The sequence below is a fragment of the bacterium genome (assembly GCA_017744355.1).
Lineage (GTDB): Bacteria > Cyanobacteriota > Sericytochromatia > S15B-MN24 > UBA4093 > JAGIBK01.
On sequence record JAGIBK010000020.1, the window covers coordinates 1 to 958 of the forward strand.

The following is a 958-nucleotide window of genomic DNA, read 5'->3' on the forward strand; positions in this document are numbered from 1 at the left end:
GCTCCCGCCGTTGCGCGCAACGCCCGGAGCCTTGCGATCGCAAGGCTCCCAGGCTTGCGCGCAAGGTCAAAAGCCCTGGCGTCGGTGTTCCCGGGCTTGCGCGCAAGGGTCTGAGCGTTGCGCGCAAGGGTCAGAGGCTTGCGCGCAAGGCTCGAAGGTTCGCGCGCAAGCCCGGGAGCCTTGCGATCGCGCCGGCAAACCTGCCTTGGCGCCGGCAAAGCCGCCCGCCGGCCGCCCGTTCAGGTAACTCCCACCCTCGCCTATACTCTGTCGGCGTCACATTCCCGGGGAGGGAACACGCGTGAGCCGTGAGATCGAGGAGCTTCAGGCCGCCCTGCGCCAGTTCGCCGAGGAGCGCGACTGGGGCCAGTTCCACACGCCGAAGAACCTCGCCGCGTCCCTGTCCATCGAGGCGGCCGAAGTGCTCGAGCACTTCCAGTGGCTGACCGACGAGCAGAGCCGCCAGCTCAGCGAGGAGCAGCGGCTCAAGGTCGGCCACGAGATCGCCGATGTCCTGCTCTATCTGCTGCAGCTGTCCGACAAGCTGGGCATCGACCCGCTCGAAGCAGCCCGGCAGAAGTTGACGATCAACGCGGAGAAATACCCGGCCGACAAGGCACGGGGCAGCAGCAGGAAATACACCGAGCTCTGAATCCGGCGAGAAACCAAACCTGCGAGCCAAGGGGAAAGGCTGGCGTGATCGTTTACCAGGCGACGAAATCGAAATTCCTGCACGACTGCGACAACGACCAGATCGAGGATGTCGTCTCGTCGGCCTACGTGCAGAAGACCGGGCGCTACGCCCTGACCGGCGAGTTCAAGGCCTGGCGCGCCTCGCTCACGGCGATGGCCCGGGTGCTGCGCGACGGCGACATCCCCGACGACATCGGCATCGGCGTGGAGTTCGGCATCCCGCAGACCGCCAAGCGGATCGACTTCATCCTCTCCGGCCAGGCCG

General features: G+C 66.5%; 2 protein-coding genes. Both read left to right on the plus strand.

Translation table 11 applies throughout. The features are described from left to right. Positions 1-301 precede the first annotated feature (301 nt). Positions 302-652, plus strand: coding sequence for a nucleotide pyrophosphohydrolase (locus J7643_19935; protein MBO9542866.1), 351 nt, complete (start codon positions 302-304; stop codon positions 650-652). Positions 653-696: 44 nt separating this feature from the next. Further along, on the plus strand, positions 697-958 hold a 262-nt coding region (locus tag J7643_19940), incomplete at its 3' end, for an ATP-binding protein (protein ID MBO9542867.1).